Below are 26,634 nucleotides of genomic sequence, written 5' to 3' on the forward strand. Positions count from 1 at the left end.
GGGCCTGCTACGTATTGCACCAGATTGAAGTTTATTGCATTTACCCCTTATTTTTTTAACCTGAAATGCCTCCAGGGCTTGCAGGAAGCTGTAACTGATTGCACTAGATTGCACTTTCTTTAGGGGGTTATCTAGGGGTTGGGTCTTGCTTCCGAACAGGTTGGACGGCATAGCTGGTCAAAGGAGACCATCACATGCCTAAGACCGCCGAAGTCCTAAACGACAAACAAATCAAGAGCCTTAAACATCTCACGGGCAAGGGTGCGCCGCGTATCGTTGCGGTTGGCGGTGTCGCTGGCCTCCGTATCGTTATCACCGCATCGAATACCAAGAATTGGAGTTTGCGTGTTACGATCACAGGGCAGGGGCAACGAGAGTTCGGGCTTGGGTCGTATCCGACAGTCGGTCTGGAAGAAGTGCGGGAGAAGGCGCGAAAGTACCTAAAGAAAGCACGCAAGGGCATTGACCCTGTTGAAGAACGCAAAGCCAAGAAAGCCGCAGCCAAGTCTAGCAGCATGACCTTCGCCAAGGCGGTCAAGAAATACGCCAAGGTCGGGCTTGGCAAGATCACCACCGACAAGGGAAAGGCCCGCTGGCATAGCGCGATTGATACTTACGTCATTCCGGTAATTGGCGATATGACCTTGCAGAGCATTGAACCTAAGCACGTCGCCAAATGTCTGATCCCCATTTGGGCAGACAAGACAGTTACGGCGACAAAGCTACGCGGTCACATAGAAAAGATATTGGGTTGGGCAACCGTGGAAGGCCATCGCAAGGGCGACAACCCCGCGAGGTTCAGCAACAACTTGGAGTTCCTTCTACCGGAAGGGCGCAAGGCTGTCAGTCACGCAGCAGTGCAGATCAACGACGCGCCAAGGTTTTTCGCCACGCTGCGCAAGATGGATGGCATGGGCAGTCGTGCGTTGGAGTTCCTTATGCTGACCGCAGTTCGCAGCGGTGAGGTTCGCGGTGCGCGGTGGGACGAAGTGGACTTTGAAGCTGGTATCTGGTCCATCGCAGCGGAACGAATGAAGATGAAGCGGCCCCACCGCGTTCCACTCCCCACGGTGGCCATCCGGTTACTGCAAGACCTGCCACGATTGCATGAGAGCGAATTGGTGTTCCCTGCAGACCGTGGCGGCACCTTGTCAGATATGACCCTTTCGGCGGCGATGAAGCGGATGAGCAGCGGCGATAAACCATTCCGAGACGGTGTGACCAAAGCGCCTGCGGTTCCGCACGGATTGCGATCCACCTTCAAGGATTGGAGCATTGAGCGCACAGAATACCCCAACGAATTGAGCGAGGTCGCATTAGCCCACAAGGTCGGCAGTGCCACGGAACAAGCCTATGCACGATCCGACATGTTGCAACGCCGCCGCGATCTTATGGAGGATTGGGCGAAGCACCTTACTGGACCCACAGGGGCCACCGTTGCCGCTGACAACTTCGTCGCGATTGCAAGGTCACGCTGATGGTCGTTTTTCTTCCCGCATTTGACCCGAGAAAAGTGTCACCTAAAGTCGATGTTCATCGTCGCGAGTATTTAAATCGTTTGGAGCAGGAAAAAACGAAACCGGAACCTTCTATCCCAGATGATCCCAAGGAATTTGCTAGGCAGATGTGGGATGACTACGTCGTTGATATAAACTTGGGTCTTGAACTGGCCCCGACAAACCGTGAAATCTACGTCGCTTTAAAGAAGTGGTCAGAGTCCGAACAGGATATGACCACTGAATTGAAAGCAGATTTGTTTGATGCGCTGGCGCATGGCCTACCCAAGGCGCGGATCGGCGAAACCAAACTGCGCAATGCCCGACTAAGGACAATCGGATTAGCCCTTGTTCGCAACTACCCGAACTTGAGTTTAGAGCGGGACCGAAAGCACTACGAAAAGCCAAAGCCTGACGAAGATCCGGTGTGCGCCGCCAGCATAATAGCAAGTTTGAAATTTGAAGGCGTCGCAGGTGAGCGGGTCGTTACCGAAGCTATTGCGGATAGAAATCAAATAGATACCAGCAAACTATCTAAAACAAATGGTACAAGTTCTGACTGAGTCATGTGGCAGAACGGTCCTAGGCAATATGCAAAGGACTCCACGAATGACCTACCTAACCCCGCAACAAGTGTCAGACCGCTTCGGCATCAACCCTTCGACCCTTTGGCGCTGGCACACCAAAGGGGACTTCCCCAAGCCAGTGAAGTTTAGCGAAGGGTGCGCTCGGTTCAGCTTGGACGCAGTGCAAGCGTGGGAGGCATCAAAAGCGCCCGTGTGTCAGCCACCGCCGCAACACCCACCCGCCGCAGCTTAACATGATGCCCCCACGGTCGGTATTTTGGCCCGTTTGGACGGTTGGGTTGCACTACCCGCCGCCACGCTTGCAGGGTTGCTCCAGTACCTGCGACCGCACATACACCTTAACATTGTTTAACGAATGCTGTGAGACTGAACTTACCCAGTTTCCAATGTTGCAATCGGCTTCCTCGGAGGCAAAAAATTCAAAGGAGGCTAGATGGGCCGAGCGAGCGAACTAATGATAGAAATGGAGGAGGCTCTGTGGGAAGAAAGCGATGTCTCATTTTGTTGCCCAGAATGTAACGCTGACGTTGACGGAAACACTGAGCTACCTGTGGTTTTTGAAGACGGCGGCCAAGAACACCTTCCCATAACTATTCGATGCTTTGGCTGCAATAATAGCTTTGATGGCTGGGTCATTACGGATTGGGATAGTTGTGAAATCCAGCTGGACGATTACCCAAAATTGAAAGTCGAAGCGGCGCCAATGCGTGGATTTTCTAACGACTATGATGATTATGATCAGGAATATTACGAATGGTTGGATCAACTCGAACAATCTTCGCGCCCTGTTTACGCTGCGTTCGCCCAAACCATCAGTGAGGTGAAAACTCTCACCTCTGAAGCGCTGAAAGGTCCACAGTCTCAGATGTTAGCGCGGATGTTGCTGTCTCAGAGTATCACCGCTCTTGAGGTTTTTCTTGCTGATACATTGATCCTCACAGTGACTAACAGCGCGAAGGCGCAAGAAAAGCTGCTGAGTTCTGGTAGCTTAGGGATTGGGAAGAACAACTTTATCCTATCCAACGCTATTGGTGTTCAAGACTTCGCAAAAACTAAGCTCCTTGAGTACCTGCGTGCTGTTTCTTTTCACGACATAATGAAAGTGAACCGCCTTTTTAGCATTGGGTTAGGGATCAACATATTGCCAGAAGGCAAAGAGCTAGAAATGATCAAAAAGGCGATAAGGATGCGCCACGATTGTGTGCATAGGAATGGCGTAGACAAAGTGACACATGAGTTGCATGAAATCGATCAAACATTTTTGCAGAGTTTGGCTGATACGCTGCAGGACATGGTCAAGTTGGTAGATCAAGAAGTCGATGAGTTCGAAACTCCATTCTAGCAAGCAACAAACATCCCATAGAATTTGAACCTGCTCAGTTAGGTGTCGTACGTGTTCAGTGCTCTGCTGGGCTCATTTTTGGCGGGTTGGCTGCACATATTGCAGCCATTTACGTGCAATTTGGAGTGCTAGCGGACGCCTCTGAAATTTTGCCCCCCATCAAACCCCCTATTATTCCTGTTTCGGCCGATTTTCACCCTATCCAAGGATCGGGAGCGCCTGCGCATACAGCGACCCTGCCAAGTTGGGCGGTAACGTGGAAGGTCGCGGGTTCAACCAGATTATCGACAACACGGTGGCCACCGATGAAACCGAAACGGGCATCATGGCCCGCCTGAAAGCTGCCAGTTTCGCCGCTGCCAAGGTCAAGGCACCAAACGATCCTGTCCCGCTCAGCGGTACGGTTTAAAGAAACATGGACCCTATTTCCGAGCCTCCGAAACCACCAGCATGGACGCTCCCTGTAACGCGGGACGTCGTGCAAGCTCGGATTAGGGCCAGCATCAATCAACAGAAAATTGACGACGCAGCGGGGCATCGGTTGGTTGCAGCCCTTAGCGATGCAGCCGCAGACGCCCTAGCAGCCGACCCACAAAGCGAGGGCGTGCAGTTGTGGCACCTACCTAAGCAATTCCCTAAGCCCGAGCGCTGTCCGTTTACTGGTCAGTATCGGCCCGGAGTTTCTGGTTGCCCCGACGGTGGCGGTTTATTCGCCAAGACGCCGGAAGAACTCTGGATGAAGTGTGTTCGCTATTTTGAATGGGCATCCGGAAACCCACTTATTGAAGCGAAGCATCACGCATACGAAGGCGAGGCCGACCTTGCTGACGTGCCTCACGTTCGCCTGTTCACCAAGACCGCGCTCTACGCCTTTATCGACCTGAGCAAAACGGCTTGGCTCAATTGGGGCAACAAAGAAAGCAATCAATATCGCCCCGACTTGGTGCCAGTCATGGAACTGGTTGACCAAATCATTTGGGACCAGAAGTTTACCAATGCAGCGGCGGGGCTTGCCCATGCGGGGCTGGTCATAGCCGACCTGAACAAGATGAAGGTGGGCGATACCACGATGGCCTCCGTTGCAGTGGACGAAGTGCAAATCAGCTTTGTCAGCGCCAGCGAGAAGGCTATTCTGTATCACCCCGACGACCTGCATTTGGAAGGCCCGCTGTTCACGCAGTCGCAGCTTGAAGCAGGTGTCAAATGGAGTGCGCCAACATGAAGAATATCACCCCCATTCCAATCCCAACTGGTCGCTTCTTCGCGCCGTGGGAAAAAGAGGGGCAGGGGCCGCTTCTAACCGCCGAACAAATTCTAATTCGAGTTGGCATCCCAAAGGACGCGATGCAGCGACAACCTGAACCTTGAGGAGCAAGGGTGTTGGTATTTTTATCAAAACAGTATGGGTGGCGTATAATTATATACATCGAGATAAGTAAAGCAAAAATAATATATTAAAACAATGACTTACAAAAGATCGTGAAGTAAGAGTTTTTACATATCCAGTACACATACTATTTCGCAGAATTCCTATTACCCTTTGTTACCTGTAATTACCACAAAAAATCAGAAAAACTCACTTTTTATGCACCTATAGCACGCATCTTTGGTGTATGGGTCTTGACATCATTCGCCGCGCTGATATCTAGTCACGGCAAAGCGGAGAAGCGTCATGGAAAACGAAGAGAATGAAGATTTTACATTAAGTCTAACTGGGGATGGCATCGACCTAGTTAAGCAGGTCGATCGTAAGGCGGCGTTGGCAATCCTTTCAATTGTTTGGGGCGAGGCTGCTCCACAGTTGGCCCCCGCCACCCAGTCAGCTGGAGGGCCGAATGCGGACGTCACTAGGTTGGAGTCCCGTCAATCGATGGGAGAGTTTCTTGACGATGCAAATGCTTCCACAAGCAAAGAGCGCATTGTTTCGATTGGATACTATCTTCGCACCCAAAAAGGGGTGGATGCGTTCACCAAAGACGATTTGGTCGCGGGATTCAGGAGTGCCCACGAGCCACTACCTAAAAATATAACACGAGATATCTCTACGACTGCCGCTGCCCGATGGATCGAGGAGATTGATTCATCAGGAAGTTTCTACGTCACAAGTACAGGCGCGAAGGTAGTGAATGAAAAGTTCGGCAAATAGATATTGAAGCCGCAATGGACTGGAGGACGTAACACTATGTCACTAAAAGATTTAGTCGCAGATGCGAGCAAGCTAACGGAAGAGGCCATTGAGGGGATTGTAACTGACTTCGTAAGGTATGACCCAACCGCTCAGGTCGTAGTGTTTACTCCTCTTGGTGGTGAGCTTGGAAATGAACAAAAAATACTTGTCTATCTTGTAGCTCTGCTTGGCTGGAAGTTTGTGATTGACGACCCGAAGGCAGTCTCGACAAAGCCCGCTGATCTAGAGCGAGAGTTAGGAATTCACGGTGGCACCTTACGGCCGGTACTTAAAAAGCTCAAAGATGGGCATCTAGTTTCGGCACCCGAAGGGCATTACCAAGTGCAGTCAGCAAATCTTGACTCAGTTGCCCAAGTTGTAAATGGCGGTAAAGTCGCCACCAAAAACCGTTCAAAGGGGTCGACCCAACCAAAGAAAAAGCCTGTTGCTCAGAATGACGCCTCTAAGCCCAATGCGAAGGAGCAAGTTGCAAAAAAGGTAAAAGGTTCAGTGGGTGATCTTCGCGGTAAGCTCGAAGAATGGATCGCAGAGGGATACTTTGACGAAGCAAAGACAATTGGTGACGTTGAGAGCAGATTTCATGAAAAAGCAATTATTGCGAAGCAGTCTTCGTTGTCCGGCTTATTGCTTCGCGTGGTACGCGATGGCCTGCTCGAACGTAAAAAGCGAGACGTAAATGGCAAGCTCCTCTGGACCTACTCGAAGTGAACCCATGTCAAAATTAATAGAAAGCGTGAGAGCCAACTTGTCGGTCGGAATTGATGCGATCGTCGTTGATGATATGCTTACTTCTTATCAAGAACTCGTTGCGAAGCACCGAGCTGGTGATTACGAGACGGCGCTCGTCAAGGCTGGGCGATTTGTTGAGCATACCTTGAGGTCACTTGAATATCTTCGAACTGGCAAAGTGCCGACTGAGATAAAGTCGGTCGCGACGACAAGCAAGTCTTTGGAGAATGCAACATCGCTCTCAGAGTCGGCTCGCATGCTTATTCCGAGGGCGCTATACGGCATGGTCTATAACATTCGAAGTAAACGTAATGCTGTTCATGTTAAGGAAATTGATCCCTCGGAAATTGATGTGGCCATGAGTGTCGCGGCGGCTAGTTGGGTGCTTGCTGAACTCTTGAGGATTTACCACTCTGCTGATGAGACGGTTGTTTCACAGGCAATGTCAGCCTTAACGAGAACCTCCATCCCTTTTATTGAGACGATCGATGGTGAAACTTTTGTCGGCCATGCTGTCGATCCTAAAACTGAGCTTCTCTTGCTTCTTGCCCATGCGGGGACTTCGGGCATGAGCAGATTAGAGTTAGGACGTTCTGCAAAATTACTTGCCCCCGCTGTGACGCGTGCAATCCAACAGTTATGTTCAGAGCGTTTGGCCCACCAGTCGGATTCTAAACGGTACTTTATTACGACGGGTGGTGAGACTCATTTGGCTAATTCTTTAGCGATGTGAGTCCGGCGAACGCGCTAGGTCAATAAGAGGGCACTATAGGGGTTTTTTAGGGGGTAAAACATTTGCAAATTCCTCAAGCCCCTAAAAAGTATAAATTTTTTGGGGTGAATTGGCTCCGGCGGTAGGGATCGAACCTACGACAAATTGATTAACAGTCAACTGCTCTACCGCTGAGCTACGCCGGAAAACCAAGGTCCGTATAGCCACAGGATTTCGGGGCGTCTAGGGGGTATTGCAGGTTTTTTCAGCACTTTGTGAGAGCGTATTTCGCGACGGCTGACAATGGGCCCATCGGGGCCACGATGGCGCGTTGTGAAAGGTCCACAAGGTGGGCAAGGACGTTGCGTTGCGCCATATTTATAAGGGCGGGGGCTGTGTCGGTGTAGATCTGGGCTGTTAGGGTGGCGGGTGTCGCGGGGCCGTGCGCTAGGGCGGCAAGTATCTGGGTTTCGCGGGATTTTCTGTGTGAAATCAGATCGGCAATGCGCGATTGGGCATCTGGTATGGGCGCGCCGTGGCCTGCGTAGGCGCGGGTTATGCCGGTGTCGGCAAGGGTCGCGCACGATGACATGAAGTCGGTCAAATCGCCGTCAGGCGGAGAGACGAGGGATGTGGCCCAGCCCATCACCAGATCACCGCTAAATCCGACGTCACGATGTGTGAAACACATATGGTTGCCAAAATGGCCCGGGGTGTGATGGGCGCACACGGCCCAGCCGTCGCCCCTTATGTCGTCGCCATCGCGCAGCGTTTCATCTGGTCTGAACGTTGTGTCCACACCTTCGCCGCCGCCCATCAAACCTGTTTGCGCAAGCTGCGTCATCACGTCCGAACGCCCCGCGTCACTGTTACCGAAGGCGAAAATCGGCGCGCCAGTGGCGTCTGATAGGGGGCGTGCCAACGGCGAATGATCGAGGTGGCTGTGTGTGACAAGAATGTGGGACACACGCCGCCCGCCGATTGCGCCGATCAGTGCTGTCATGTGCGCGTCGTTCAATGGGCCCGGATCGATTACGGCGATGCTGTCATGACCCAATAGGTAGGTGTTGGTGCCCCAATACGTCATGGGGGACGGATTCGGCGCCAGAAGGCAGGCCAGATCGGGTTCCAGTTGCACGGCTACGCCTGCTTTTGGTGGGCTCTGGTTCATCGCACATTCCCTTGTCGCCGGATTCGCATTAGCGTTGGCCTATGGCTTACCTCATGTCGTTCAAATGGCTCAAAGATTATATGCCGCGCAGTTTGTATGGGCGTGCGGCGCTGATCCTGATCTTGCCGGTGATCACCGTGCAATTGGCGGTTTCGATTGTCTTTATCCAGCGCCACTTCGAAGGCGTCACAGAGCAGATGACCCGTTCTATCGCGCTGGAATTGCAGTTTTTGATTGATGAGGTCAACGATGCACCTGATTTGACAGCGGCCTTGGCGGTTGTTGCGCAGGTGGCCGAACCCCTGGAGCTTGCCACAGTGCTGCCCGCCGCGGACGTGCCCAATGAAAGTTCAAAGCGCTGGCTGGATTTGACGGGTGGCACGGTTGATCGGATGTTACGTGCTAATCTTGCGCAATTGGGGCCCGTTGTGCTGCCCAACAATCGCCGCGCGGAGCTGTGGTTTGAGACGGATCACGGGCCGATGATGGTCAGTTTTAGCCGCGGGCGTGTGTCTGCGTCTAACCCGCATCAATTGTTGGTCTGGATGGTAGTGCTGGGCGTTTTCATGACGTGCATTTCTTATATTTACCTGCGCAACCAGTTGCGCCCAATCACGCGGTTGGCCAAAGCGGCGACAGAATACGGCCGCGGGCGGGTCGTGACGTATTACCCGTCCGGCGCCAACGAAGTCCGCGCGGCGGGCACGGCGTTTCTTGATATGCGCAACCGGATTGAACGCCAGACCCAGACCCGCACGATGATGTTGTCCGGCGTCAGCCATGACCTGCGCACACCGTTGACGCGGTTGCGATTGGGGTTGGGCATGTTGGACGGCGATGATGTGGAACCTTTGGTGCGCGATGTGGACGACATGCAGGGGTTGCTGGATGCGTTTCTTGATTTTGCGCGTGGGGACGCGGAGGGCGAAGCTGAGCCAAGCGACCCGATTGCATTGGCAGAACAGATTTTGGCAGATGCCGCGCGGATGGGCCAAGCGGTGCATGCCGGAACGTTGGATCGCGGCGCGGACGAAGACGTGCGTATCGCGATGCGGCCCATGGCGATGCGGCGCGCCGTTGAAAACCTGATCGGGAATGCGCTTCGTTATGGGGCTGAGGCCCGGTTCAGTGTGTTCGTCACGCCAAAGGCTGTGGTGTTTTGCGTAGAAGACGACGGCCCCGGAATTCCCGCCGATCAACGCGAGGATGCGGTGCGCCCGTTCACGCGGCTTGATCCGGCACGAAATCAAGATCGCGGGACAGGGGTTGGGCTTGGCCTTGCGATTGTTGAAGACATCGCGCGCGCGCATGGCGGGGTCTTGCGTCTTGGTGACAGCGCCGATCTGGGCGGGTTGAAAGCCGAAGTGGTGCTAGGGCGGTGATGTTGGACGGTTTGAACTGTTAACGGGTGCTTCGCTAATACGGTGCCGCACACTTGGCCTTGCTAAATGCGCCTTGTGTTCGTCTTTGAATTCACCTTCGTGAATTCAAAGTGGTAGGCCCGGCAGGACTTGAACCCGCAACCAAAGCGTTATGAGCGCTCTGCTCTAACCAGTTGAGCTACAGGCCCACTCACCGCTTGCTATTCAGCCGTGGCTTCGGGGTCAAGCGGGCAAGGCGGCTATCCTTTCTAGGCAAATAAAAAAAATGTGTTAACGTTTTCGAATTCGTCTAATCGAAGGGAAGAACGATGCGACTATTATTGACAATTTCCACGGCATATTTTGCAACAAGCACGGCCCTTTTTGCCGGAAGCAGGGCAGAGGTGATCGAACCATCAGGCGGCAGTGATGTTAATGGTGCAGTGATTTTGCTGCTTCTTGTTGGTGCTGTTGTGTTGCTTGGCGGCGGTGCTGGCGCTGCCACACAAAACAAGACACAGACAGATAATGACGACGATGACGACGTCATTATGCGCTTCTAGGTTTCACATCTGGCGCTAGGGGAACATCCGGCGCAAAGGTGAAATAAGGACACGCGAAAGGCGATGCGTCATCAACGGCGCGTCGTCTTTTGATGTTAGGCCCAATTCGATCTGTTCGGTCTTTTCTGGCAGATAAAGGGTTCCGAACATCCAATCCCACAGGGCCAGAAAGCCACCGTAGTTGCGGTTAAAGTGTGCAGGATTTGTGCTGTGGTGAATTTGGTGCATCGCAGGCGAGATGAATATCCGTTCAAGCGGGCCCCAATACCTGATCCAGATATGGGAGTGGTGAAAGTTCGTAAGTGCCATAATCGCGATTACGTTAAAGGCGTTCACGCCGGCGATTTCTACCAAACTGGCATCGGGGCTTAGGGCGCCAACCAGCAACCCCAGCACCGTGCCTGTGATCACCGTTTGCAGGCTGGCATTGATCAGGATGGCAAGGGGGTGTTGGCGGTAGGTTGTGATCGGGGTCATGACTTCTGCGCTGTGATGTACGGCGTGCAACGGCCAAAGGGCGCGGGTTGTGTGGTGCATGCGGTGCACCCAATAGGTTGCGAAATCCCCAATAATCCAAAGAAGAAAGGCCAGCATGATCGCAGACACACTGGCACCTGCCAGCGGGGGCCATGGCATATTGGCCGCCACGATCGCTGCCACAGCTGGTGTAACCGTAAATCGCCCGATGATGCCCAATGCGGACAGCACAACCGTCAGCCCGTACAGTATCAAATCAAGCCGCGTAGATTTGTGGCGCCAAATTCGGCGCGGCAGCAACCATTCAACAAAGGGTTCAGAGACTTTGCGCCGCGTGTAGATCGCCCACGCGATCGCAACACAGGCCAGCAGGTACAACGGTGACAGTGCGGAGGTCAGCCCGAACATGGTGTTCATGATTTGTGCAAAAAGGTCCATCAGCTCCGTTTCCGTTGGATCATGTCACGCTGCCCCTATGCCTGTCAGGGGTCAACCCACTGTTGCCCAAAGCCTGCGCATGCTCTATCGGCTGCTGGGGACAAAGCGGGGATATTCTAGCATGACACAGACAGGCAAAAACGGGCTGACATACGCGGATGCGGGCGTTGATATTGATGCGGGCAATGCGTTGATTGATCGGATTAAACCAGCGGCCAAGCGCACGGCGCGCCCCGGTGTGATGGCGGGCCTTGGCGGTTTTGGCGCGATGTTTGATCTCAAGGGGGCAGGGTATTCTGATCCGATCCTCGTTGCTGCCACGGATGGCGTTGGCACCAAATTGCGGATCGCGATTGACACGGGCCTTGTAGATGGTGTCGGCATTGATCTGGTTGCGATGTGCGTCAACGATCTGGTGTGTCAGGGTGCGGAGCCTTTGTTTTTCCTCGATTACTTTGCGACCGGAAAGTTGGAACTGGATCAGGCCACGCGCATCATCAACGGTATCGCCAAGGGCTGTGAATTGTCTGGCTGTGCACTGATTGGTGGCGAAACGGCAGAAATGCCGGGGATGTATCCTGAGGGCGACTTTGATCTCGCGGGCTTTAGCGTTGGTGCGATGGAACGCGGTGAAGACCTTCCCAAAAATGTGGTTGAGGGCGACGTTCTGATCGGGATTACGTCCAATGGTGTGCATTCCAACGGCTATTCGCTGGTGCGCAAAATTGTCGAGAATTCGGGTTTGGGCTGGGATGATGCATCACCGTTTTCTGACGGCACCTTGGGGGAGGCCCTTTTGGCGCCGACAACATTGTACGTCAAAGGATGCGTCGCGGCGCTGAAAAAGCCGGATATGGTACACGCCTTGGCCCATATCACCGGCGGCGGTTTGACCGAAAACCTTCCGCGCGTGTTGCCCGAAGGGCTAGGCGCGACTGTTGAACTGAATGCGTGGACACCACCGGCCGTGTTCAAATGGCTGGCCGATCAGGCAAATCTTGCCGAAAGCGAAATGTTGAAAACGTTCAATTGCGGGATTGGCATGGTTGCTGTTGTGGCGCGCGATCAGGCGCAGGCCGCGGGTGATCTGATTGAGGCTGCTGGCCATGATGTTGCGGTCATCGGTGAAATCACTGCGGGCGAGGGCGTGCGCTATACCGGATCGCTGCTGTGAAACGGGTCGCCATCCTGATTTCGGGGGGCGGTAGCAACATGGTGGCCTTGGCACAAAGCATGACGGGCGACCATCCGGCGCGCCCCGTGCTGGTGCTGTCAAACGATCCTGATGCGGGCGGGCTGGCGAAGGCACGCGATCTTGGTATCGATACGGCGGTGGTTGATCATCGTGAATTCCCGAATGATCGAAGTGCGTTCGAAGATCGTCTTCATGTAACGCTTGATGCGGCCCAGCCTGATATCATTTGTCTTGCGGGGTTTATGCGCATCCTGACAGAAGGGTTCACCGCGCGTTATGAAGGGCGGATGTTGAACATTCATCCATCGCTTTTACCAATGTACAAAGGTCTGCACACACACCAACGGGCGCTGGATGCGGGTGACGTTGAACACGGCTGCACGGTGCACGAAGTGACTGCGCGTCTTGATGATGGGCCGATCTTGGGACAGGCGCGAATGGCTGTTCAGGACGGCGACACGGCAGACAAATTGGCCGCGCGTTTGCTGCCTTTGGAACATGCGCTTTATTCGGCAGTTTTGCGGCGCTACGCGGCTGGCGACAGGACACCTGTGATCTTGGCGTGAACACGGGGTTTAATTCGCCACGACCATCGCATACGGTGAACCGCAATCGGGATTTCCCGTAAGATGACATAGAAATGGCCCGTATGAAGACCATCACGACCACCGCAGATCTGTCCGCATTTTGCCAAGAGGCTGCAAAATATCCCTACGTTACGGTTGATACAGAATTCCTGCGAGAACGGACGTATTATTCAAAACTGTGTTTGATCCAGCTGGCCTATATGGGCGACGGAAACGATGATGCGGTTCTGGTTGATCCATTGGCTGATGGTCTTGATCTTGCGCCGCTTTATGATCTGTTCGAAGACGCGGGCGTGGTCAAAGTGTTCCACGCTGCGCGCCAAGATCTTGAAATTTTCTTTGTGGATCAAGGGATTATTCCATCGCCCTTGTTTGATACCCAAGTGGCAGCGATGGTTTGCGGCTTTGGTGAACAGGCCGGATACGAAACCCTTGTGCGCAAGATTGCCAAAGACACTGTTGATAAATCGTCGCGGTTTACGGATTGGTCGCGCCGCCCTTTGACGGATGCACAAAAAACCTATGCGCTAGCCGACGTGACCCACCTGCGCGTGATTTATGAATATCTGTCTGAAGAATTGGGCAAGTCAGGCCGCAAAAAATGGGTGGCCGAGGAAATGGGGATTCTAAATGATCCCGCTACCTATCAGGCTGATCCGGACAACGCGTGGAAACGAGTGAAAACGCGGACCAATTCGTCAAAATTTATGTCAATCGTGCGAGAATTGGCGCGGTTTCGTGAAACTCATGCCCAAGCCCGCAATATCCCCCGCAATCGCGTGTTCAAGGACGATGCGTTGGTTGAGTTGGCATCGACCAAGCCCGCATCCGAAAAAGACCTTGGCCGATCCCGCCTGTTGCTGCGCGAAGCGCGGCGCGGTGATATTGCCGACGGGATTTTGAACGCGGTCAAAGTGGGGCTTGCCGTAAAACCGGAAGACGCACCCAAGATCGATACCCGCCGCGAAAAGTTGCAAGTGAATCCTGCGTTGGCGGATATGTTGCGCGTATTGGTCAAAGCCAAGGCCGACCAAAGCGGTGTGGCACAAAAGCTGATCGCCACCAGTGCTGATCTTGATGCCATGGCGGGGGGGCTGCGCGATGTTGCGGCCTTACGCGGTTGGCGCAAAGAGGTGTTTGGCGCTGATGCGTTGCGCCTGTGTGACGGTCAGATTGGTTTGGCTGTGAAAGGTGAAAAGGTCATCACCTTCGACATCTGAGGGCGATTAGCGGCCCGATGTTCGTGCATTTGTTGCGGCTTGAACGCGCACGGTGCGGATATCGGCAAGCGTTGCAGCGTCGATCACGTAACCCGCATTGATTTCACGCGACCGCGGTGTGCCTTGGGCCTGAAATCCGGTCGGTGCCTGTGCGCGAAATTCCAACACCAAGACACCGTTGGAAGTGCCGGTTTCGACAAGTTCGGCATTGAAATAACCCTGCGTCGGGGCAGTGCCAGTGGCGCGCACGATTGCACCGCTCGGGGTGCGATCAACGGACAGGGCGGTAATGCTCTGAACCATCGGGCGGGTGTCGACAATTTGGGTTGTTCTGCTTGCAGGCACAAGCGGGCGGCGTTCGGCGGGGTCGCTTTGCGCAACTTCGGTGCTGTTGCCGAACCAGTTGAACGGGTTCAGGCGGCTTTCAGAGATGCGCGCGCAGCCGGAAAGGGTCAGAAGCACCGCGGTGCTAAGAAGTGTGGTGCGCAGCATGATGTCCCCTTGTGTCGAATGTCTTGCATCTTGCTAGCCCAAAGTCGGGGCCATGAAAAGCAGGCACTGGACGAAAGGGTGGCGCGGCCCTAGATGAGCTGAGCAGACAAGGAGAACCCCATGGCCGCGCAAGCCTTTGAAGACATCGCCGAAACCTTCGAATTTCTGGACGACTGGGAAGATCGCTATGCTCATGTGATCGATATGGGCCGCGAGATGGAACCGCTGGACGACGCGTTCAAAGTGCCCGCGATGAAAGTGGATGGCTGCGCGTCGCAAGTTTGGCTGGTGCCAAGCGTCGAGGATGGCGTTTTCACCTTCAAAGGCGCGAGCGATGCGATGATTGTCAGCGGGTTGATTGCGATTTTGCGCGCACTTTATAACGGATTGCCCGTGGATGAAGTTGGCGCGGTGGATGCACGTGCAGCGTTTGAACGCCTTGGACTGAACGACCATTTATCAGCGCAAAGATCAAACGGGCTGCGCGCGATGATTGAGCGTATTCAGACAGTGACGGCATAGGGCCGGGGCGCACTGTTTGCTGTCGCAAATGCGCCCGCCCTCCGACCCACCTATTTCAAGGTTCCAAGGGTGGGTGCCAGATCGCCGTAGCCCGTGAGGCGGCGTTCAAACGCAAGGCCGAGACGATCAGCGTGTTGTCGGGCCAGCTTCGTAAGCTCGGGATCGTCGGTCTGGGCTTGGTAGACCAGTGATTTGTAATTGCCGAAATACATGTCGCGCAGTTCGGGGTGGCGATCAAGCCCGAGGGGTTTGACCACAAAAGCATCGAATTGGCGCACAAGAAAATCGGTAAGGAAGAAGGAAAAGACCTCGTCCTTTTTGGCGAATTCCGCATTGCCCTCAAAGAACGAATAACAATGCGGGCCTTCGACCATCTGAACGCCAAGGGTTTCGCATTTATTGGCCAACAATCCGCCGGTGCCGCAATCCGCATAAACCACGAAGATTTCGTCGTAGGTGGCGCGATGTTTCAGGACAGCCTGTTCAACGGCATCGGGAATCTTGTCAGGATGAACGTGCAGGATTGCGGGAAGACAGTGCAGATCCATATGTGACCAGTGATTGATTTTGATCAGGTCAAGGATTTCGCGGGCAAGCGCACCGCAAGCCAATAGAAGGATACGACCATCCCCCTTTGGCGCGAGGCCGTCGGTGGTGAGGGTTACATCATCCATGTGCGCCTTCAACACGGACGACAGCGGGCCGCGCGTGCATTGCATCAAAATGCGCAGCCAGTTTGGGGTAATCGGTGATGTCCACACCGTCACCCTTGAGCCAGCGACAGACGTTGTAGAGGTGGATGTCGGCGATCGAATAGGTGCCGACCAACCAGCCGTTGTCTGGCAGGCAAGATTCGACATAGGCGCTGCTGGCGGCCATGGTTTCAGGCACTTTGGCCTTCATTGAGGCATGTGCGGCGGGATCATCGGACCAGCGTTCCCCGCGCAACCCATGGGCGTGGTTTGGGTGCATGGTTGAGGCAAGGTAGCTGACAAGTTCACGGACCTTTGCGCGCGCGTATGCGTCTGTTGGCATCAAGTCACCGGAAATCTCAGCGATGTAATCCAGAATGGCAGGGGCCTCGGTGATGATGCCGTCCGCCGTGACCAATGCGGGTACGCGCCCTTTGGGGTTCAGCGCCAGATATTCCGGTTTGCGTTGATCGTTGTCCGCAAAACTAACCCACGAGATCTGATAGGACAGGCCCGTTTCCTCAAGCGCGATGTGGGGTGCGACGGCGACTGTGTTTTTGGCGGCGTATAGGGTTAGCATACAACGGTCCTTTCAAAGCAAAACGCGCACAGTGGGGACCACCGCGCGCGCTTTGTCAAAGTATCAGCGGTTTTAGGCGGTCGCGCCTTGATTGTGTTTGCGCGCCATAAACGTCTTGGCGGTTTCAACGGCCACGGCCGCGTCACGGCAATATGCATCGGCGCCAATGGCTTTGCCGAATTCTTCGTTCAGGGGCGCGCCACCAACAAGAACCACATAATCGTCGCGGATGCCTTGTTCGACCATCGTGTCGATCACGACCTTCATGTAGGGCATCGTTGTGGTCAGCAGGGCGGACATGCCAAGGATGTCGGGTTCTTCGGACGCGATGGCCTCAAGGTAGGATTCAACCGCGTTGTTGATGCCAAGATCGACAACTTCAAATCCGGCGCCTTCCATCATCATCGACACAAGGTTTTTGCCGATGTCGTGGATGTCACCCTTAACGGTGCCAATGACCATTTTACCAACGCGCGGTGCGCCTGTTTCCGCAAGCAATGGTTTTAGGATGAACATCCCGCCCTTCATTGCGTTGGCGGCCAGCAAGACCTCTGGCACGAACAAGATACCATCGCGGAAGTCGTGACCAACGATTGTCATGCCGCCAACCAAGGCTTTGGTCAAAATATCGTAAGGGGCCCAACCGCGTTCCAGCAGGATATTTACGGATTCTTCGATTTCTTCTTTTAACCCGTCATACAGGTCGTCAAACATCTGGGCGACAAGGTCGTCGTCGTTCAGCTCGCTCAGGATGATGTCGTCTTCTTGGTCTGACATGGGGGAACCCTTTGATCTTGTTTACCTGATTTGGTCGCAAAAGTGATTTCCGGTCTGGAACATATGCGACATTGAGTGCCTGTCCTGCGACCCGCATGCAAATGAATACTTTGCGGGATTATCGTGAAGGGGCTTCAAGTGTTCTGCATTGTTCACATGACAGAACTAGGTGATTCACGAAACATAACGGCGAAAGGGCGCGCAGCGGTATCCAACGCCGTTGGTCGGTTTGAACCCTATGCGCGGGTCGCTGTGGATGATGGATGGGATGCGCCTGATGTGGGCGTGTTGCGCACACAGGTGGCCGAAGAAGTCCCGCGATCCGTGATTTCGCGCAACACATCGCCCGATGTTCCGTTTGATAGATCGGTCAATCCGTATCGCGGGTGTGAACATGGCTGCATTTATTGTTTTGCGCGTCCTGGCCATGCGTGGCTGGGAATGTCGCCAGGGCAGGATTTTGAAAGCCGCCTGATCGCGCGGCCCACAGCACCCAAGGTGCTTGAGGCCGAGTTGCGCAAAAAAGGGTATCGCGCGGATGTGCTGGCGATCGGGACCTATACGGATCCCTATCAGCCCATAGAAAAAACCTACGGAATTATGCGCGAGATTTTAGAAGTTTTGCGCGATTTCCACCACCCTGTCAGCATCGTGACCAAAGGATCGTTGATTGAACGAGACATCGATATCTTGCGCGATCTGGCGGCAGATAACCTTGTGCGGGTCGGTGTATCTGTCACGACGCTGGACCCGAAAATATCGCGTTTGATGGAACCGCGGGTCCCATCCCCAAAACGCCGCCTTCAGGTTATTGAACGGCTGGCACAGGCGGGCATTCCGGTGACGGTGTCCGCATCACCGCTGATCCCAGCCCTGACCGATCATGAGCTTGAGGCGATTTTGACGTCGGCGGCGGATGCGGGTGCGACAGCCGCAACATCGATCATGCTGCGCCTTCCGTCTGAGGTGGCCCCGCTGTTTGAAGAATGGGTCAATATCCATTTTCCGGACCGCGCCAAGCGCATTTTAGGCCGGATTCGTGAGCTGCATGGCGGCGCGTTGTATGAGGCAAAGTTCGGCACCCGCATGACGGGTCAGGGCATCTGGGCACAGCAAATGAAACAACGCCTGACAATTGCACGCACACGATTGGGGTTGGACGGGCTGCGCGTGCCGTTGCGCCGTGATCTGTTCAAAGTACCGCCGCGCAAGGGGGACCAGCTGTGCCTGTTTTAAACGCGTCTGCGTCCGCGACGGGGCGCGCGTGTCGGGCCTGTGCCGTCCGTTCCATCAGATTCTGAGGAAAATCCGCCAAGGGCGGCGGCAATGTTTTCAAGCGTCGGCGCATCCCCTTTGGGTCGGGTTTCAAGGGCTTCGCGCATGGCGCGCAGGTGGTCAGGCGTTGTGCCACAGCAACCGCCAATGATCGTGGCACCACTGTCGCGGGCCAGACAGGCGTAATCTGCCATTAGGTCTGGCGTGCCATCATAGTGGATGTGGCCGTCGACGTATTTCGGGATGCCAGCGTTGCCCTTGGCGATCATGGGCTGATCTGGGCCAGCCGCGCCGAACCCGAGAACCGTGCGCAACAGATCGGACGCGCCCACGCCGCAGTTGGCCCCGAAGGCCAGCGGCGGGTTTGGCAATTTGTTGACCATTTTCACCATTTCAGCGCTGGTCAAACCCATCATGGTACGCCCGGCTGTGTCAAAACTCATCGTGCCGCACCATGGCATGCCGGCCAATGCAAAGGCTTCGGCGGCGGCTTTGAATTCTTCGGCGGCGGAAATGGTTTCGCACCACAATACGTCCGCACCGCCCGCTTTTAGCCCTTCGGCCTGTTCATGGAACATTTCGACCGCGCTTTCGTGGGTCAGTGACCCCATTGGCACCATGATGTCGCCTGTCGGCCCGACGGACCCCGCAACAACCACTTTGCGACCGGATTTGTCGACAACTTCGCGGGCGATTTCTGCAGCCGCTTTGTTGATTTCATGGACCTGGCCTTCGCCGCCGTGCAATTTCAGCCGCGATGCGTTTCCGCCAAACGTATTCGTCAAAAACAGGTCGGACCCCGCATCAACAGCGCCCTGATATAGGGCCGTGATACGATCGCGATGTTCGAAGTTCCAGAATTCGGGGGCATCGCCGGATTGCAGACCCATGTTGAACAAAGTTGTTCCCGTCGCACCGTCGGCCAAAAGCCAGTCACGCGTGGCGAGCAGTTCTGAAAGGGCGTTGGTCATGGGGCGTTTCTCCGATGGGGGAGGTCAGCGGTTCGCACGGGCGGGGGCGGTGCGCAAATGAAAAATCCTCATGATGTCGCTGAGCAGGATTGGGATTGGCCAGTGGGGCAGGCCATCTGATGCGAATTGCAAGCGTTGTCATGGCAAGCAGAAGACCGAGACGGCCACTGGAGCAGATATAGCGTGGTTCCCAGATTGGGGCGAATGCGGATTTGAAACGCCGCAGGCCTGCCGCGTATTCCGTCATGGTGCGTGCGAAGGGCGCATGTGGGTCAGGTGCCGCGACACTGGCCAACGACAGATAGCAAATATCTGAATTTTGCGCAGCTTTGATCCCGGCACAGACAAGGGCATGCATGGTGCCTTTGGGAATATCTGAGACGTGGCGCATCAGATCGAGGGTCCAGACGGGGCCAATATGGAAGCTGACAAAAGCAACGGGTGTGTCGCCGTCAAACGCCGCGAAGACGCGTTGATGGCGCACATAATCTGGGCAATAGCGGCCCATTGAATGGCCGCGTTCGCCGCCGTGTGATTTGGCCCAATCCTGAGCCACCGCGCAGAGGCCGTCGGAGGTAGAGACTTCGCGCACGGAAAACCCGCTGCGTTCAAACGCGCAAAGGGCGCGGCGCAATTGACGCCGGGCAGGGCCAGTGGATGACCATGTCTTTGGGGAAATCCATGCATCTTGGGCGCAGCGCATGACAGACCATCCGGCGGCGCGCGCTTGGCTGGCCTGTCTTGCGCTGCATTTATATAGCGTCTTGGGGTCCGTGCTGCGGCGTAGGTCCGCAACCTGCATGCCGCGTGGCAAATCCCCCAAAACCGCATCGCCGCCCCAACATGGCAACGTCAGTAGCGTCCCCTTTACGTGGACAAAACGGGTGGCATGCTGGCGCAACAGGGTGGCTTCGGGGTGGTGTGGTTGATCCACCGGAAGTGGCACGCGGCTGTGGAGCAAGCCCAGAATAGCGATACCCGCGGGCAGTGCATAATAAATGATGCGAAAGGCAAGAATGGCCGCCATGGCATCGGCGTTTTGTGTGGCGCCAAGAAGTGCGAGCAGCGACAAATCGAACGCGCCGACGCCGCCAGGGGCGTTTGAGACCAAACCGGCCCCAAGCGCGATGAGATATGCGGCGAACAGAACGTGAAAGGACACAGGTTCAGGCCACAAGACCCACAAAGCAAGGGCGGCAAACAGGGTGTCGGCAGCAGTGGCCACAATCAGGGCGATGATCGTTCTGCGCCCTAGGCCAATCGGAATCCAACCCGATCGCTGCGCGAGGCGCGCCAGAAGGGCGAGGGCCGCTATGGCCGCAATACCAATTGCGACATGTCCTCCAGAGCGGGGCATCAGCCCAGACAGCGGGACAACCAGCGCCGTAATTGCCGCCAGCGCGGCGAGGAAAGACAGGCTTACGGCGGCGGAAAGTTTCAGGATGTGTGCCGGGGGTAGGTCCGGCAGGCAGCGCCAGCGGACAAGCGCGCTGGTGATCGCGCCGAAGCCAAGTGTTTGTGACAGTGCAATCGCCTTGACGCCCGCCGCGCGCGCCGCATGCACAGGTTGGCCGGTGTTCAAGACACGGTGCATCAGAACGTCATATTCGCCAATGGTCCGAAAGCTCAGCGCGGTGAAAACGAGAGCGCACATCCATTGCCACGGGGCAAGTGCGGTCAACGCAGCAACAACTGCAACGCCATCCAAAGCTGCGATATGACGGATAAAGAGCGTGCCAAAAACACCGAGCGCCACAAGCGGCACCAGTTGGAGCAAACGCCCTTTGCGAAAAAATGTGCGCCACTCCGCCAAAGGAGCGACCCCAATTTGCGTTTTCATAAGTCCGTCCCACACAACGTAACCACCACCCCCCACTTAGCGCGCCAGATGTTGTGTAAAGGTAAAGGCCAAGGCAAATATGCGCCTTGGCCTTTAACGAGATCAATCAAACTGTGCGGCATTTTCGTCAAATGCCGCGCGGTAGGGGTTAGGCTTCGTCCATCAGCTGGGCTTTGGCGATGGCCATATATTCTGTCATTTTGGCGCGAATTGTGGCTTCATCCGCTTTATCGCCCAGATCGCCGGACAATTTGCGATAGACGTCTTCGTCACCTGCTTCTTCAAAATCCGACTTTATGACCTCTTTTGCGTAGGCAGCGGCGTCATCGCCAGATTTGCCGAGCAATTCAGCGGCCCACAGACCGACAAGTTTATTGCGGCGTGCGTCTGCCTTGAATTGCATTTCTGCGTCATGGGCGAATTTGTTTTCGAATGCGTTTTCGCGATCATCAAAACCGGACATATTGGGCTCCCTAAGCTGTTCGTCCTAGATATGCCCACCAGAGCGCTTGCCCGCAAGGGGGGCTTGGCTTATGAGGCGAGTTAGAGGCCTGTTCTGCCCTCTTTGACCCCAAAGAGACAGGCCCGAGCGAGGGATAGAATGGCACGTCGTAAACTGGTCTATGAAGGCAAGGCAAAGATTTTGTACGAGGGCCCCGAGCCCGGAACGCTTGTCCAGTATTTCAAAGATGATGCCACCGCGTTCAACGCTGAAAAAAAAGCAACGATTGACGGCAAGGGCGTGTTGAACAACCGCCTGTCGGAATTTTTCATGAACGGATTGCAGCGTATTGGCGTGCCGACGCATTTCATTCGCCGCCTGAACATGCGCGAACAGCTGATCCGTCAGGTCGAAATCATCCCGCTTGAGGTCATCGTGCGCAATTTTGCAGCAGGGTCCATGGCCAAGCGTTTGGGTATGGAAGAGGGCACACCGCTGCCCCGCCCGATTGTTGAATTTTCCTATAAAGACGATGCACTTGGGGACCCATTGGTGCCCGAAGAATACATCATCGCATTCGGTTGGGCGACGCAGCAGGACCTCGACGATATCGTCGCGCTTGCGCTGCGGGTGAATGATTTTATGGCCGGTGTGATGCACGGCGTCGGGATCAAGTTGGTGGATTTCAAGATCGAGATTGGCCGCGTTTGGGACAATGATTTCATGCGTTTGATCGTAGCCGACGAAATTAGCCCTGACAGCTGCCGTTTGTGGGACATCGAAACGGGTCGCAAGCTCGACAAAGACGTGTTCCGACGCGATCTGGGCGATTTGGCCGACGCCTACACCGAGGTCGCGACGCGCCTTGGCGTCATGCCCAAGAATGCCACGAATATTACCAAGCCGACATTGATTAACTAAAAGAAGGATCGCTGCCGATGAAAGCCCGCGTACATGTCATGTTGAAAGACGGTGTCTTGGACCCCCAAGGGGCCGCCGTAAAGCACGCGCTAGGTGCGCTGGGATTTGACGGTGTAGATGGCGTGCGCCAAGGCAAGGTGATCGAACTTGATCTGGCCGACGGTGCAACAGAAGCCCAAGTGGGTGAGATGTGCGAAAAGCTGCTGGCGAACACAGTGATCGAAAGCTACCGGATCGAAGTGCTGTGAAGGCCGCGGTTATCCAGTTTCCCGGATCAAACTGTGATCGGGATATGGCTGTCGCGCTAGAGAAATCCGGCGCGGACGTTACCGTGGTTTGGCACAAAGACGCAGCCTTGCCCAAGGGTGTTGATCTTGTCGCAATACCGGGTGGGTTTTCGTTTGGCGATTATCTGCGCTGCGGTGCGATTGCCGCCAATTCGCCGATTTGTAACGCTGTCGTGGATCATGCGAATGCCGGCGGGTATGTCTTAGGTGTTTGTAATGGCTTTCAAATCCTGACTGAAACAGGGCTTTTGCCTGGTGCGTTGTTGCGCAACGCGGGGCTGAAATACATCTGCCGCACGGTCGGATTGAAGATCGAGACGTCAAATTCAGCCTACACCGAAGGCTACAACGCAGGCGCCGAAATCGGCGTGCCGATTGCGCATCACGATGGCAATTACTTTGCTGATGATGCCACGATTGCCGCCCTGAAGGGGGAGGATCGCGTCGCGTTTACCTACTCGGACAATCCAAATGGGTCGCGCGGCGATATTGCGGGTATTCTGTCAGAAAACCGCCGTGTCCTCGGTATGATGCCCCACCCCGAACGCGCGTTCGAAGAGGCGCATGGCAATACCGACGGTCAGCGTCTTTTCGCCGGTTTGATGGCGCAACTTGCCTCTGCCTGACCCATTTGATGGACGGTTCCGGCACTTTTAGTTAAGATTGCATTATGCGCTGGGGAATTTTGTGAAATTGCGCCGGTTGTCTCCGGTTTGGGTGACGCGCCTGTTGGTTGCGGCGTTGGTGGGTTTAGCCTGCGTTGTCGTCTACGTGTCAAATTCCCTTTTGACAGAACGCTTTACGGAACGCACGCGTGGCGGGGCTGATGTTCGGTTGGCACTGTATTCTGCCAACCTTTTGAGCGAGTTACAGCGTAATTCTATCGTACCGCAATTGCTGGCGCGTGACCCTGCCTTGATCGGGGCGTTGAATTCGGGCGATTTTACACAATCTACCGCGCGGTTGTTGTCCTTTGTGGATGAAATTGGCGCAGCGTCGTTGGTGTTGATGGATACGGATGGGCGGATCGTTGCGGCGACCAACCGCGAACGTCTGGGCGAAAATCAACGCAGCCAACCATCGTTTATCGAAGCGCTACGATCAAACATCACAACGTTCACGGTGGATGAACGTGACGAGGGCGGGTTCAATTTTACTTATTCTCGCCGCATGGAGGACAGCGGCCATTCCATTGGAGTCGTGTCCGTGGGCGTGGATCTGGCCAAGCTGGAAAGATCCTGGGCCGGTATTTCCGATGCGGTTATGGTGCTGGACAGTTCGGGCCGTGCGATTTTGGCGACCGAGCCGCGCTGGCGGGGCAAAGCCGAAGAAGAAGCACTGACATTGCTTGAGCCCCAAACCGCCATCGAACGGGCCTTGCGCGGAACGCCGGACTGGTCCGCCTTACCGATCGATGCCTACCTGCGCGGGGACGGCGTGATGCGCCAAGAGGTCCGCGTGCCGTTTCAAGGCTGGCGCGTTGTCAGTTTCACAACATTCCAATCGGTGCGCGAACGGGTCAACGCGATCCTTGCGCTTGAAATCATGGGATTCGCGATTTTGCTGGCGGGCTTGTTTTGGTTCCTGTCGCGGCGCTCAAATCTTGCCGCGCGCATGTTTCAGCTTGAATCGGCGGAGTTGCGCCAACTCAACCGCCGCCTACAGCAGGAAATCGCCGAGCGTGAAAAGGTCGAAAAGGACCTCGAAGTGGCCGAGCAGACTGTGGCGCAAACGTCCAAGCTTGCCGCTTTGGGCGAGATGTCAGCGGCCGTGTCCCATGAGCTAAATCAACCGCTTGCGGCGATGAAAACCTATCTGGCCGGTGCGCGTCTTTTGATCGGTCGCGAACGCCCCGATGAGGCCGTCGTCGCGGTGGCCCGTATCGACAGCCTGATTGACCGGATGGGCGCGATTACCAAGCAGTTGAAATCTTATGCGCGCAAAGGGTCGGGGACGCTTGAACCCGTTGATGTTAAGGCCGCGCTGCAATCTTCCTTGTCGATGATGGAACCCCAATTGCGCCAAAGACAGGTCGCGATTACGCAGACGTTGCCGGATGAACCTGTGATGATTTACGCGGATCGAATGCGTCTTGAACAGGTGATCGTAAACCTGCTGCGCAATGCGCTGGATGCCACAAAAATATCGCCCGATCCCAGCATTGATATTCTGCTTGCCCAAGGTGATGTGGCGCGGCTGTCGGTGCGCGACAACGGCACAGGCATCGAAGACCTCGATGAGCTGTTTGAACCCTTTTACACCACCAAAGCACCCGGGGATGGCACAGGGCTGGGTCTTGCTATCTCCTCTGGCATCGTAAACGACTTTGGGGGACGGCTCACCGCGCGTAATGCAATTAAGGGTGGGGCTGTATTTGAGGTTGAACTGCCTATTTTAGGCCCAGATAAAGAAGCAGCGGAGTAATACGCTATGGCCCAAGCCATGAAAATCGCGATCGTTGATGATGAACAAGACATGCGCCAATCCATTTCACAGTGGCTTGCGTTGTCGGGATATGACACCGAAACCTTTGCAAGTGCCGAAGAGGCGCTAAAAGGGGTCGGGACGGACTATCCCGGCATTGTGGTCAGCGATATCAAGATGCCCGGTATGGACGGGATGCAATTTCTTAAGAAGATCAAAGGCGTCGACAGCTCACTGCCTGTCATCATGATCACAGGCCACGGCGATGTGCCCATGGCCGTTGAGGCGATGCGCATCGGTGCGTTTGATTTCCTTGAAAAACCGTTCAACCCAGACCGCATGACGGAATTGGCCAAGAAAGCGACCGTTGCGCGGCGTCTGACGCTTGATAACCGCGAATTGCGCCGTGAATTGTCCGACGGTGGGGCATTGATGAAAAAGCTCATCGGGGCGTCACCAGTGATGGAGCGTCTGAAGGAAGATATCCTCGATCTTGGGCAGGCCGATGGCCATGTTTTGATCGAGGGTGAGACGGGCACGGGCAAGACGCTGGTCGCGCATGCGCTACACGCCGTTGGTGCACGGGCGAGCAAGAAGTTCGTGCTGATTTCATGTGCTGCGTACGAAGACGAAGCCCTTGCCAAGCGGCTGTTTGGCCCAGCAGGGCAGGACGACCCAATTCCTGCGATGGAAGAGGCGCGCAACGGGACGCTGGTTCTTGAAGATGTCGAAGCCTTGTCCGAGACCAATCAAGCACGGCTTTTGACGGCCATCAATGAGCAGGGCACGCCGGCTGAAACGCGCATCGTCGCGATCTGTAACCTTCAGGATGAAGGCAAAACCTGTGAAAGCGTCCTGCGCAATGATCTGTTTTACCGCCTTGCGGCGTTGCGCATTACGGTTCCACCGCTGCGGTCACGTGGCGAAGACATCCTGACGCTGTTCACCCGTTTGGGCGAAGGGTTTGCGGACGAATACGGCTGTGATGCCCCCGAAGTCAGCGCACAGGAAGCCGCGCAATTGTTGCAGGCCCCGTGGCCCGGCAATGTGCGCCAGCTTTATAATGTGGCGGAACGTGCGGTGCTGCAAAACCGCCGTGGCACTGGCACCATCGCCAGCCTGCTGATGACAGAGGACGACGAAAGCCAGCCCGCCATCACAACCGAGGGCAAGCCGCTTAAGGAATTCGTGGAAGCGTTTGAACGTATGCTGATCGACAACACCATGCGCCGCCATAAGGGCAGCATCGTGAATGTCATGGAAGAATTGTGCCTGCCGCGCCGTACGCTGAACGAAAAAATGGCCAAGTACGGGCTGCAAAGGTCTGACTATCTGGGGTAAATTG

30 protein-coding genes and 2 tRNA genes are annotated in these 26,634 nt (G+C 55.2%); 21 read left to right on the forward strand and 11 right to left on the reverse strand.

Annotated elements, in window-relative coordinates; translation table 11 throughout:
• Positions 1–194: 194 nt before the first annotated feature.
• From L0664_RS16495 to L0664_RS16530, 9 genes are all read left to right on the forward strand, one after another.
• Entirely contained in the window at positions 195–1,478 is a 1,284-nt protein-coding gene (locus L0664_RS16495) for a tyrosine-type recombinase/integrase (RefSeq protein WP_235227002.1), read from the forward strand.
• On the forward strand, positions 1,478–2,059 hold the full coding sequence (locus L0664_RS16500) for a hypothetical protein (protein ID WP_235227003.1): 582 nt from the start codon (positions 1,478–1,480) through the stop codon (positions 2,057–2,059). Before L0664_RS16495 ends, L0664_RS16500 begins: the two co-directional genes overlap by 1 nt.
• 46 nt (positions 2,060–2,105) lie before the next feature.
• Positions 2,106–2,315 carry a helix-turn-helix transcriptional regulator gene (locus L0664_RS18685; protein WP_418888040.1) on the forward strand — a complete coding sequence of 70 codons (210 nt, stop codon included), beginning with the start codon at positions 2,106–2,108 and terminating at the stop codon, positions 2,313–2,315.
• A gap of 201 nt (positions 2,316–2,516) precedes the next feature.
• A complete protein-coding gene (locus tag L0664_RS16505) occupies positions 2,517–3,425 on the forward strand; it encodes a hypothetical protein (protein WP_235227004.1) in 909 nt (302 codons plus the stop codon).
• 244 nt (positions 3,426–3,669) lie between these two features.
• On the forward strand, positions 3,670–3,834 hold the full coding sequence (locus L0664_RS16510) for a hypothetical protein (protein WP_235227005.1): 165 nt from the start codon (positions 3,670–3,672) through the stop codon (positions 3,832–3,834).
• Between the two features lie 6 nt (positions 3,835–3,840).
• Positions 3,841–4,647 (forward strand): DNA-packaging protein, encoded by an 807-nt coding sequence (locus L0664_RS16515; protein ID WP_235227006.1) that lies wholly within the window; start codon positions 3,841–3,843, stop codon positions 4,645–4,647.
• A 450-nt stretch (positions 4,648–5,097) separates the two neighbouring features.
• Positions 5,098–5,571 carry a hypothetical protein gene (locus L0664_RS16520; RefSeq protein WP_235227007.1) on the forward strand — a complete coding sequence of 158 codons (474 nt, stop codon included), beginning with the start codon at positions 5,098–5,100 and terminating at the stop codon, positions 5,569–5,571.
• A gap of 36 nt (positions 5,572–5,607) precedes the next feature.
• Complete coding sequence (locus tag L0664_RS16525; RefSeq protein WP_235227008.1) at positions 5,608–6,321, forward strand: hypothetical protein; 714 nt, start codon at positions 5,608–5,610, stop codon at positions 6,319–6,321.
• Between the two features lie 4 nt (positions 6,322–6,325).
• Positions 6,326–7,075: a hypothetical protein gene (locus L0664_RS16530; RefSeq protein WP_235227009.1), complete on the forward strand. Its 750-nt coding sequence runs from the start codon at positions 6,326–6,328 to the stop codon at positions 7,073–7,075.
• Between the two features lie 110 nt (positions 7,076–7,185).
• Here the strand turns inward: L0664_RS16530 and L0664_RS16535 are convergent.
• Positions 7,186–7,260, reverse strand: a tRNA-Asn gene (locus L0664_RS16535).
• Between the two features lie 59 nt (positions 7,261–7,319).
• On the reverse strand, positions 7,320–8,225 hold the full coding sequence (locus L0664_RS16540) for an MBL fold metallo-hydrolase (protein WP_235227010.1): 906 nt from the start codon (positions 8,223–8,225) through the stop codon (positions 7,320–7,322).
• A gap of 41 nt (positions 8,226–8,266) precedes the next feature.
• Here L0664_RS16540 and L0664_RS16545 point away from each other — a divergent pair, with 41 nt between their 5' ends.
• Entirely contained in the window at positions 8,267–9,607 is a 1,341-nt protein-coding gene (locus tag L0664_RS16545) for an ATP-binding protein (RefSeq protein WP_235227011.1), read from the forward strand.
• A gap of 111 nt (positions 9,608–9,718) precedes the next feature.
• Here the strand turns inward: L0664_RS16545 and L0664_RS16550 are convergent.
• Positions 9,719–9,795 (reverse strand) — tRNA-Ile (locus tag L0664_RS16550).
• A 120-nt stretch (positions 9,796–9,915) separates the two neighbouring features.
• Between L0664_RS16550 and L0664_RS16555 the strand changes: the two genes are divergently transcribed.
• Positions 9,916–10,149 carry a hypothetical protein gene (locus L0664_RS16555; protein WP_235227012.1) on the forward strand — a complete coding sequence of 78 codons (234 nt, stop codon included), beginning with the start codon at positions 9,916–9,918 and terminating at the stop codon, positions 10,147–10,149.
• Between the two features lie 15 nt (positions 10,150–10,164).
• On the opposite strand, the gene L0664_RS16560 is transcribed toward L0664_RS16555, so the two are convergent.
• Complete coding sequence (locus L0664_RS16560; protein ID WP_235227013.1) at positions 10,165–11,064, reverse strand: sterol desaturase family protein; 900 nt, start codon at positions 11,062–11,064, stop codon at positions 10,165–10,167.
• Positions 11,065–11,185: 121 nt separating this feature from the next.
• Between L0664_RS16560 and purM the strand changes: the two genes are divergently transcribed.
• The 3 genes from purM to rnd all read left to right on the forward strand — a co-directional run bounded on the left by purM (position 11,186) and on the right by rnd (position 14,066).
• Complete coding sequence (gene purM, locus L0664_RS16565; RefSeq protein WP_235227014.1) at positions 11,186–12,238, forward strand: phosphoribosylformylglycinamidine cyclo-ligase; 1,053 nt, start codon at positions 11,186–11,188, stop codon at positions 12,236–12,238.
• A complete protein-coding gene (gene purN, locus L0664_RS16570; RefSeq protein ID WP_235227015.1) occupies positions 12,235–12,825 on the forward strand; it encodes a phosphoribosylglycinamide formyltransferase in 591 nt (196 codons plus the stop codon). The genes purM and purN overlap by 4 nt, the downstream gene beginning before the upstream one ends.
• 83 nt (positions 12,826–12,908) lie before the next feature.
• Positions 12,909–14,066 carry a ribonuclease D gene (gene rnd, locus L0664_RS16575; RefSeq protein WP_235227207.1) on the forward strand — a complete coding sequence of 386 codons (1,158 nt, stop codon included), beginning with the start codon at positions 12,909–12,911 and terminating at the stop codon, positions 14,064–14,066.
• Positions 14,067–14,072: 6 nt separating this feature from the next.
• Here rnd and L0664_RS16580 read toward each other — a convergent pair whose 3' ends face one another.
• A complete protein-coding gene (locus tag L0664_RS16580) occupies positions 14,073–14,558 on the reverse strand; it encodes a hypothetical protein (RefSeq protein ID WP_235227016.1) in 486 nt (161 codons plus the stop codon).
• A 120-nt stretch (positions 14,559–14,678) separates the two neighbouring features.
• Between L0664_RS16580 and L0664_RS16585 the strand changes: the two genes are divergently transcribed.
• Entirely contained in the window at positions 14,679–15,080 is a 402-nt protein-coding gene (locus L0664_RS16585) for a SufE family protein (protein WP_235227017.1), read from the forward strand.
• Positions 15,081–15,130: 50 nt separating this feature from the next.
• Here L0664_RS16585 and L0664_RS16590 read toward each other — a convergent pair whose 3' ends face one another.
• From L0664_RS16590 to L0664_RS16600, 3 genes are all read right to left on the reverse strand, one after another.
• Positions 15,131–15,754: a DUF1638 domain-containing protein gene (locus L0664_RS16590; protein ID WP_235227018.1), complete on the reverse strand. Its 624-nt coding sequence runs from the start codon at positions 15,752–15,754 to the stop codon at positions 15,131–15,133.
• Positions 15,747–16,352 carry a glutathione S-transferase family protein gene (locus tag L0664_RS16595; RefSeq protein ID WP_235227019.1) on the reverse strand — a complete coding sequence of 202 codons (606 nt, stop codon included), beginning with the start codon at positions 16,350–16,352 and terminating at the stop codon, positions 15,747–15,749. Before L0664_RS16595 ends, L0664_RS16590 begins: the two co-directional genes overlap by 8 nt.
• Positions 16,353–16,424: 72 nt before the next feature.
• Entirely contained in the window at positions 16,425–17,129 is a 705-nt protein-coding gene (locus L0664_RS16600) for a corrinoid protein (RefSeq protein WP_235227020.1), read from the reverse strand.
• Between the two features lie 156 nt (positions 17,130–17,285).
• Here L0664_RS16600 and L0664_RS16605 point away from each other — a divergent pair, with 156 nt between their 5' ends.
• Positions 17,286–18,365, forward strand: a complete 1,080-nt coding sequence (locus L0664_RS16605; RefSeq protein WP_235227021.1) for a PA0069 family radical SAM protein — start codon at positions 17,286–17,288, stop codon at positions 18,363–18,365.
• Here the strand turns inward: L0664_RS16605 and bmt are convergent.
• From bmt to L0664_RS16620, 3 genes are all read right to left on the reverse strand, one after another.
• Positions 18,362–19,375 (reverse strand): betaine--homocysteine S-methyltransferase, encoded by a 1,014-nt coding sequence (gene bmt, locus L0664_RS16610; protein ID WP_235227022.1) that lies wholly within the window; start codon positions 19,373–19,375, stop codon positions 18,362–18,364. The two genes, L0664_RS16605 and bmt, sit on opposite strands and share 4 nt — an antisense overlap.
• Positions 19,338–21,215 (reverse strand): phosphatidylglycerol lysyltransferase domain-containing protein, encoded by a 1,878-nt coding sequence (locus tag L0664_RS16615; RefSeq protein ID WP_235227023.1) that lies wholly within the window; start codon positions 21,213–21,215, stop codon positions 19,338–19,340. Before L0664_RS16615 ends, bmt begins: the two co-directional genes overlap by 38 nt.
• Positions 21,216–21,363: 148 nt before the next feature.
• Positions 21,364–21,678, reverse strand: coding sequence for a DUF1476 domain-containing protein (locus L0664_RS16620; protein ID WP_235227024.1), 315 nt, complete (start codon positions 21,676–21,678; stop codon positions 21,364–21,366).
• Between the two features lie 138 nt (positions 21,679–21,816).
• On the opposite strand from L0664_RS16620, the gene purC reads away from it, so the two are divergent.
• The 5 genes from purC (at position 21,817) to L0664_RS16645 (ending at position 26,630) form a co-directional block, all read left to right on the forward strand.
• Positions 21,817–22,578, forward strand: coding sequence for a phosphoribosylaminoimidazolesuccinocarboxamide synthase (gene purC / locus L0664_RS16625; protein WP_235227025.1), 762 nt, complete (start codon positions 21,817–21,819; stop codon positions 22,576–22,578).
• 17 nt (positions 22,579–22,595) lie between these two features.
• Positions 22,596–22,826, forward strand: a complete 231-nt coding sequence (purS, locus tag L0664_RS16630; RefSeq protein ID WP_235227026.1) for a phosphoribosylformylglycinamidine synthase subunit PurS — start codon at positions 22,596–22,598, stop codon at positions 22,824–22,826.
• Entirely contained in the window at positions 22,823–23,491 is a 669-nt protein-coding gene (purQ, locus tag L0664_RS16635; protein WP_235227208.1) for a phosphoribosylformylglycinamidine synthase subunit PurQ, read from the forward strand. The genes purS and purQ overlap by 4 nt, the downstream gene beginning before the upstream one ends.
• Positions 23,492–23,552: 61 nt before the next feature.
• Positions 23,553–25,289, forward strand: coding sequence for an ATP-binding protein (locus L0664_RS16640; protein WP_235227027.1), 1,737 nt, complete (start codon positions 23,553–23,555; stop codon positions 25,287–25,289).
• Positions 25,290–25,295: 6 nt separating this feature from the next.
• Entirely contained in the window at positions 25,296–26,630 is a 1,335-nt protein-coding gene (locus L0664_RS16645) for a sigma-54-dependent transcriptional regulator (protein WP_235227028.1), read from the forward strand.
• Positions 26,631–26,634: the final 4 nt, after the last annotated feature.

The organism is Octadecabacter dasysiphoniae (assembly GCF_021532615.1).
GTDB lineage: Bacteria > Pseudomonadota > Alphaproteobacteria > Rhodobacterales > Rhodobacteraceae > Octadecabacter > Octadecabacter dasysiphoniae.

What these genes read in the sequence shown, in the direction of transcription:
- purS (WP_235227026.1), top strand. Translation starts at nt 22,596, where the DNA reads ATGAAAGCCCGCGTACATGTCATGTTGAAAGACGGTGTCTTGGACCCC.
- L0664_RS16605 (WP_235227021.1), top strand. Translation starts at nt 17,286, where the DNA reads ATGACAGAACTAGGTGATTCACGAAACATAACGGCGAAAGGGCGCGCA.
- rnd (WP_235227207.1), top strand. Translation starts at nt 12,909, where the DNA reads ATGAAGACCATCACGACCACCGCAGATCTGTCCGCATTTTGCCAAGAG.
- bmt (WP_235227022.1), bottom strand. Translation starts at nt 19,375, where the DNA reads ATGACCAACGCCCTTTCAGAACTGCTCGCCACGCGTGACTGGCTTTTG.
- L0664_RS16505 (WP_235227004.1), top strand. Translation starts at nt 2,517, where the DNA reads ATGGGCCGAGCGAGCGAACTAATGATAGAAATGGAGGAGGCTCTGTGG.
- purM (WP_235227014.1), top strand. Translation starts at nt 11,186, where the DNA reads ATGACACAGACAGGCAAAAACGGGCTGACATACGCGGATGCGGGCGTT.
- L0664_RS16540 (WP_235227010.1), bottom strand. Translation starts at nt 8,225, where the DNA reads ATGAACCAGAGCCCACCAAAAGCAGGCGTAGCCGTGCAACTGGAACCC.
- L0664_RS16495 (WP_235227002.1), top strand. Translation starts at nt 195, where the DNA reads ATGCCTAAGACCGCCGAAGTCCTAAACGACAAACAAATCAAGAGCCTT.
- L0664_RS16595 (WP_235227019.1), bottom strand. Translation starts at nt 16,352, where the DNA reads ATGCTAACCCTATACGCCGCCAAAAACACAGTCGCCGTCGCACCCCAC.
- L0664_RS16500 (WP_235227003.1), top strand. Translation starts at nt 1,478, where the DNA reads ATGGTCGTTTTTCTTCCCGCATTTGACCCGAGAAAAGTGTCACCTAAA.
- L0664_RS16530 (WP_235227009.1), top strand. Translation starts at nt 6,326, where the DNA reads ATGTCAAAATTAATAGAAAGCGTGAGAGCCAACTTGTCGGTCGGAATT.
- L0664_RS16515 (WP_235227006.1), top strand. Translation starts at nt 3,841, where the DNA reads ATGGACCCTATTTCCGAGCCTCCGAAACCACCAGCATGGACGCTCCCT.
- L0664_RS16600 (WP_235227020.1), bottom strand. Translation starts at nt 17,129, where the DNA reads ATGTCAGACCAAGAAGACGACATCATCCTGAGCGAGCTGAACGACGAC.
- L0664_RS16580 (WP_235227016.1), bottom strand. Translation starts at nt 14,558, where the DNA reads ATGCTGCGCACCACACTTCTTAGCACCGCGGTGCTTCTGACCCTTTCC.
- purC (WP_235227025.1), top strand. Translation starts at nt 21,817, where the DNA reads ATGGCACGTCGTAAACTGGTCTATGAAGGCAAGGCAAAGATTTTGTAC.
- L0664_RS16560 (WP_235227013.1), bottom strand. Translation starts at nt 11,064, where the DNA reads ATGGACCTTTTTGCACAAATCATGAACACCATGTTCGGGCTGACCTCC.
- L0664_RS16525 (WP_235227008.1), top strand. Translation starts at nt 5,608, where the DNA reads ATGTCACTAAAAGATTTAGTCGCAGATGCGAGCAAGCTAACGGAAGAG.
- L0664_RS16620 (WP_235227024.1), bottom strand. Translation starts at nt 21,678, where the DNA reads ATGTCCGGTTTTGATGATCGCGAAAACGCATTCGAAAACAAATTCGCC.
- L0664_RS16555 (WP_235227012.1), top strand. Translation starts at nt 9,916, where the DNA reads ATGCGACTATTATTGACAATTTCCACGGCATATTTTGCAACAAGCACG.
- L0664_RS18685 (WP_418888040.1), top strand. Translation starts at nt 2,106, where the DNA reads ATGACCTACCTAACCCCGCAACAAGTGTCAGACCGCTTCGGCATCAAC.
- L0664_RS16545 (WP_235227011.1), top strand. Translation starts at nt 8,267, where the DNA reads ATGGCTTACCTCATGTCGTTCAAATGGCTCAAAGATTATATGCCGCGC.
- L0664_RS16520 (WP_235227007.1), top strand. Translation starts at nt 5,098, where the DNA reads ATGGAAAACGAAGAGAATGAAGATTTTACATTAAGTCTAACTGGGGAT.
- L0664_RS16585 (WP_235227017.1), top strand. Translation starts at nt 14,679, where the DNA reads ATGGCCGCGCAAGCCTTTGAAGACATCGCCGAAACCTTCGAATTTCTG.
- L0664_RS16590 (WP_235227018.1), bottom strand. Translation starts at nt 15,754, where the DNA reads ATGGATGATGTAACCCTCACCACCGACGGCCTCGCGCCAAAGGGGGAT.
- L0664_RS16645 (WP_235227028.1), top strand. Translation starts at nt 25,296, where the DNA reads ATGGCCCAAGCCATGAAAATCGCGATCGTTGATGATGAACAAGACATG.
- L0664_RS16615 (WP_235227023.1), bottom strand. Translation starts at nt 21,215, where the DNA reads ATGAAAACGCAAATTGGGGTCGCTCCTTTGGCGGAGTGGCGCACATTT.